At 66.7% G+C, this 4,907-nt stretch carries 5 protein-coding genes; all 5 read right to left on the minus strand.

Annotation, left to right across the window (positions count from 1 at the left end; genetic code table 11):
- Positions 1-910, minus strand: a 910-nt coding sequence (locus tag GH737_RS12980; RefSeq protein WP_155265224.1) for a UDP-N-acetylglucosamine--N-acetylmuramyl-(pentapeptide) pyrophosphoryl-undecaprenol N-acetylglucosamine transferase, incomplete at its 3' end; no start/stop codon positions are given.
- Positions 907-2,085 carry an FtsW/RodA/SpoVE family cell cycle protein gene (locus tag GH737_RS12985; RefSeq protein ID WP_230558805.1) on the minus strand — a complete coding sequence of 393 codons (1,179 nt, stop codon included), beginning with the start codon at positions 2,083-2,085 and terminating at the stop codon, positions 907-909. The genes GH737_RS12985 and GH737_RS12980, both read right to left, overlap by 4 nt.
- A 41-nt stretch (positions 2,086-2,126) precedes the next feature.
- Complete coding sequence (gene murD, locus GH737_RS12990; RefSeq protein ID WP_155265226.1) at positions 2,127-3,503, minus strand: UDP-N-acetylmuramoyl-L-alanine--D-glutamate ligase; 1,377 nt, start codon at positions 3,501-3,503, stop codon at positions 2,127-2,129.
- Positions 3,500-4,570 (minus strand): phospho-N-acetylmuramoyl-pentapeptide-transferase, encoded by a 1,071-nt coding sequence (gene mraY / locus GH737_RS12995; RefSeq protein WP_155265227.1) that lies wholly within the window; start codon positions 4,568-4,570, stop codon positions 3,500-3,502. The genes murD and mraY overlap by 4 nt, the downstream gene beginning before the upstream one ends.
- Positions 4,558-4,907, minus strand: a 350-nt coding sequence (locus GH737_RS15425) for a glutamate ligase domain-containing protein (RefSeq protein ID WP_420853453.1), incomplete at its 5' end; no start/stop codon positions are given. The genes mraY and GH737_RS15425, both read right to left, overlap by 13 nt.

Raw genomic sequence — 4,907 nt, forward strand, 5'->3', positions numbered from 1 at the left:
CGCCGGCCTGCACCATTTCGCGCGCGTTGGCGGTCTGGTGGTCGTCGGTCGCGGCAGCGAACGGCACCAGGATCGCGGGCCGGCCGGCGACGCTGAGCTCGGCGACTGTCGATGCCCCGGCGCGGCCGATCACGAGGTGCGCGTCGGCGAACTTGTCGGGCATGTCCTCGATATAGGTCATGAGCTCGGCGGGGATCCCGAGATCGGCGTACTGGCCGCGGACCCGCTCGATGTCCTCCGGACGGCATTGCTGGACGACCTGCAGCCGCCGCCGCAGCTGCGGGGCGAGCATGCCGAGGCCCGCCGGTACGACCTTGCTCAAGATGCTGGCGCCCTGGCTTCCACCGGTGACGAGGATCTTGAGCGGCGCGACCTCGTCGAACGGCGGGAACGGCAGCTCGCCGAGCTTGGCAATCTCCACGCGCACCGGGTTACCGACCAGCACGGCCTTATCCTGGAACTTCGGCTTCAGGCGGTCGATCCGGCTGAAGGCGGTGCCGATTGCTTCCGCATCCCCAGCGAGCAGCCGGTTGACGCGCCCGAGCACGGCATTCTGCTCGTGCAGCACGGTCGGGATGTTCATCGAGCTCGCGGCGAGCAGCGACGGGAAAGCGGGATAGCCGCCGAAGCCGACCACTGCGTCGGGCCGATGCTCGCGGTAGAGGCGCTTGGCCTCGCCCCTGCCCTTGACCACCGCGCCAAGCGCCTTGAGCAGGCCGATCGGCCCGCCGCCCAATCGCCCGGCGGGAAGCACGTGCACCGGAACGCCCTCGAACAGGCCGGGGAAGCGCGCGCCGCGCTCGTCGGTGATCAGCAGCACGCCGTAGCCGCGAGCGCGAAGCTCGGCCGCGAGCGCATGCGCCGGGATCATGTGCCCGCCTGTTCCACCGGCGGCCAGCACGAAGTTCATGTAGCCAGCTGCTCCCCGCTCCACTTCACGACGTAGGGTGAACGCGTGAGATAGGGGTTCCGGCGCGTGAAGGCGAGCAGCAGGCCCATGCCGATCGACAGCGCCAGCATCGAGCTGCCGCCGTAGCTGATGAACGGCAGCGTCATGCCCTTCGACGGGGCGAGCTGGACGTTGACCATCATGTTGATCAGCGCCTGGAGGCCGAACTCTATCGCGAGCCCGGCGGCGGCGAGGATCGCGAAGGGCGATTCCTCATCGAGCAGCTTGATCAGGACCCGCGCGACGATGCCGAGGTAGAGCGCCGCGATGGCGAGGCAGGCGATAAGGCCGAATTCCTCGCCCACGACCGAGAAGATGTAATCGGTATGCGGCTCGGGCAGGCCGAACTTGCGCGTGCCGCCGCCCGGGCCCATGCCGAACAGCCCGCCCGCCGTCAGCGTCCGCATCGCATTTTCCACCTGGAAGCGGTCGCCGGTGCCGAACAGGAATTCGTCGATGCGCGCGGTCGCCACGTCGTAGAAGAAATATGCGAGGATGATCCCGGCAACGCCGGCGACTGCGAGGCCGCCGAGGATCCGGATCGACACGCCGGCCAGGGCAAGCATCGCGACCCACACCGCGCAGAAGATGATCGTGCTTCCGAAGTCGGGCTGCTTCATCAGCAGGAAGGCGACGCCGCCAACCACGACCGCCGAGATCGGATAGACCGGGAGCGACTTGTCGGCTTCCCTGAGGCTCAGCAGCCAAGCCATCGATACGACGAAAAAGGGCTTGAGGAACTCCGACGGCTGCACCTGGCCGAGGCCGAACTCGATCCACCGTCGCGCGCCGTTGCGCTCGGGGCCGACGATCGGAACGAGGATGAGCAAGGCGAAGAAGATCGCCGCGCCGAGCAGCGACAACCGCCGCGCCCGATCGCGCGGGAGCATCGAGACGCCGATCATCACCGGAACGCCGATCATGATCCAGGCGAGCTGGCGCCAGAAATAATAAAGTTCGGAGAAGCGGACGTCGCCGCCCGAATAGCGGTGGGCGGCGGCGGGCGACGCGGCGGCGACGGCGATCAGCCCGATCGCGATCAACACCGTCACCAGCAGCAGCAGAACCTTGTCGATCTCCCAGAACCAGCGGCCGATCGCGCTGGTGTCGGAGCGGCCGTAATGGTTCGGGTCCATTAACGCGGCCTTGGCCTTGATCTGGCCCGAGATGCCCTTGATCATAGTCCCCCCACCAACTCCCGGAACTGGTCCCCCCGGTCCTCGAAATCGCGAAACTGGTCGAAGCTCGCGCAGGCCGGGGACAGCAGCACCGTATCACCGGCCTCGGCATCCGCAGCCGCCTGGCGCACCGCGGCGTTCAGTTTTCCACAGTTTTTCACAGACATGTGCGGCGACAAGAGCCGTGCGAACAATTCGCCAGCCTCACCGATCGTGTAGGCCGAGCGAACGTGAGCGAAATGTGGCGCGCATTCGTCGAGATTGTCGGTCTTCGCCTGCCCGCCGAGTATCCAGCGGATTTTTTCGAATGCGGCGAGTGCCGGAGCCGCCGCGGTCGGGTTGGTCGCCTTGCTGTCGTTGACAAAGAGGATTCCGTGCTTCTCGCGGATGCGTTCCATCCGGTGCGGCAGGCCCGGGTAGGTGCGGAGTGCTTCACGAACCTCCGCGGCCATGAGCGGGATGACCTCGCTCACGGCTTGCACTGCGACGGCAGCGTTCTGAAGATTGTGTGGGCCACGCAAGGCAGGCCAATCTTCGACTTCCACAGAGGAGTCATAGTCCCAAGCTATTTGCTTCTTTCCTCCGAAGAGTGGCCCCCTGTTGGTGCGGACTGTCACGGCACGTTTTCCGACGGACTTCGCAATTCTGCGCGTAAGGTCTGAGTCCGTGGCAATCACCGCTCTGTGCTCCGGCGATTGCATTTCAAACAGCCTCACCTTTGAGGCAGCGTATGCCTCGAAGCTGGCGTATCGATCGAGATGATCGGGCGTGATGTTCAGCAGCACAGCGACATCGCAATCGAGGCTCTGCGTCAGGTCGATCTGGTAGCTCGACAACTCCAGCACATAGACGCCGCCTTCGGGGAGCGGGTCCTGCGACAGAATCGGCAGCCCGATGTTGCCGCCCATGGTCGCCGGCACGCCGGCGGTCTTTAGGATGTGGCGGACGAGCGCGGTGGTGGTCGACTTGCCGTTGGTGCCGGTGATGCCGACCACCTTGTGCGGCGGAAGCTCGGGCCGGGCGCGGGCGAACAGCTCGATGTCGCCGATTATCTCGACGCCCGCCTCACGGGCGCGCTCAGCGATCGGGTGGCGGTTGAGCGGGAGGCCGGGGGTGACGACGAGGCTGTCGAACTGGGCGAGGTCGGCCTCGTTGAGGTTGGTCAATTCTGTGCCCCGGCGAAGGCCGGGGTCCAGGGCAGCGGGAACCGCTGCTTCGCAGCGGCCTGGGCCCCGGCCTTCGCCGGTGAGCAGCCTGTCGTCCCACGCCGTCACCTTCGCGCCGCTGGCAAGCAGCGCTTCGACCGTCGCGATCCCCGACCGCGCCAGCCCGTACACCGCGTAATGCTTGCCCGCGAAGGCGCGTGCGCTGATCACCGCAGCTTGAGCGTGGCCAGCCCGGCCAGCGCGAGCACGAAGCTGATGATCCAGAAGCGGATCACGACGGTCGGCTCCGACCAGCCGAGATGTTCGAAATGGTGGTGGATCGGGGCCATCAGGAACACGCGTTTTCCCGTGCGCTTGTAGACCGCGACCTGGATGACGACGCTCAGCGCCTCGACGACGAAAATCCCGCCGACGATCGCGAGCACGAACTCGTGGTGGGTCGCGACCGAGATCGCGCCGAGCGCGCCGCCGAGCGCGAGGCTTCCGGTGTCGCCCATGAAGACCGCGGCGGGCGGCGCGTTGAACCACAGGAAGGCGAGGCAGCCGCCGACGATGGCGAGCAGCAGGACGGTCAGGTCGCCGACGCCCGGGATGTGCGGGATTCCGAGATAGGCGGCGAATTTGGCGTTCCCGACAAGGTAGGAAATCAGAAGGAAGGCGATCGAGGCGATGACGACCGGCATGGTCGCAAGCCCGTCGAGCCCGTCGGTAAGGTTCACCGCATTGCCGAACGCGACGATCACGAACGCGCCGAAGACGATATAGAACCAGCCGAGGTCGGCCACCGTTTCCTTGACGAACGGCAGGTGCAGCCCGGTGCCGCCGGTGCGGATCATCAGCCAGGTGGCGACGCCCGCGATCACGAACTCAAGGAACAGGCGAGTCTTGCCCGAGAGGCCGGCGTGGTGCGCCTTCTTGACCTTGTCGTAATCGTCGAGCCAGCCGATCAGCCCGAAGCCGCCGGTGACGAGCAGGCACGCCCAGACATAGGGGTTGGTCAGGTCCATCCACAGGAGGACCGAAATCGACACCGAAATCAGGATCAGCAGGCCGCCCATCGTCGGCGTGCCGCGTTTCGCGAGATGGCTCTGCGGGCCGTCCTCGCGGATCGGCTGGCCCTTGCCCTGCGTCTTGCGCAGCCAGCCGATGAACCATGGGCCGAGCAGCAGCCCGATCAGCAGCGCGGTGCCCGCCGCAGCGCCGGCGCGGAAGCTGATGTAGCGAATGAGGTTAAGGACGCCGGGGAAGCCGAGCTGGTCGGCGATCACGTAGAGCATGCGACGCCCCCTGCCACCCGCTCCACCAACCTGGCCAGCCCCACGGAATTCGACGCCTTGACGAGCACCGTATCGCCCGGCGCGATCATCTGCATCAGCGCGTCGGTCGCTTCGTCGACGCTCGACACGAGATCGAACGAGATGGTGCCGACGACCTTTTCGGCGAGCGGGCGCATTTCGTCGCCGATCAGGATCAGGCGGTCGACATGGGCGTCGACGACCGCCGGCGCGAGGCCGGCGTGGAGCGCTCCGCTATGCTCGCCGAGCTCGCGCATCGGGCCGAGCACCGCGATCCGCCGCTTGGCTTCGCGTTCGGCGCCGAGGCTCTTGAGCGTCG

Source organism: Sphingomonas segetis (assembly GCF_009720245.1).
GTDB lineage: Bacteria > Pseudomonadota > Alphaproteobacteria > Sphingomonadales > Sphingomonadaceae > Sphingomicrobium > Sphingomicrobium segetis.

Bases quoted from the DNA above. Each gene is read 5' to 3' on its own strand.
- mraY (WP_155265227.1), bottom strand. From the start codon at position 4,570: ATGCTCTACGTGATCGCCGACCAGCTCGGCTTCCCCGGCGTCCTTAAC.
- GH737_RS12985 (WP_230558805.1), bottom strand. From the start codon at position 2,085: ATGGACCCGAACCATTACGGCCGCTCCGACACCAGCGCGATCGGCCGC.